The sequence below is a fragment of the Komagataeibacter melaceti genome, from assembly GCF_003403295.1.
Taxonomy (GTDB): domain Bacteria; phylum Pseudomonadota; class Alphaproteobacteria; order Acetobacterales; family Acetobacteraceae; genus Komagataeibacter; species Komagataeibacter melaceti.
Window position 1 is genome coordinate 1 of the sequence record NZ_QUWV01000197.1, and the last position, 309, is coordinate 309.

At 63.8% G+C, this 309-nt stretch carries 1 protein-coding gene; it reads right to left on the reverse strand.

What is annotated here, in order from left to right:
* The coding region (locus DY926_RS15975) for a B12-binding domain-containing protein (RefSeq protein WP_148707825.1) at positions 1 to 309 on the reverse strand (309 nt) is incomplete at both ends.

The following is a 309-nucleotide window of genomic DNA, read 5'->3' on the forward strand; positions in this document are numbered from 1 at the left end:
CGCGCGTCTGCCCCTCGGTCCGTTCCATGTGCGGCTCGAGCCATGCCACGGCGGTCTTCATCGTCTCGGCGGACTGGAGCACGAAGGGTAGCTGCATCTTGCCCGCGCCAAACAGTTCGCCCACCACCTTCATGCCATCAAGCAGCACGGTGTTGATGATGTCGAGCGGCGACATCTCCTTCATCGCTTCCGCAAGGTCATCTTCCAGCCCCTTGCGGTCACCATCGACAATGCGGTCCTTCAGGCGTTCGGTCGCGGTCTCGGCGCGGGCCTTCTTGACCGCATCGGCGGCCTTGCGGTCGGCAAAGA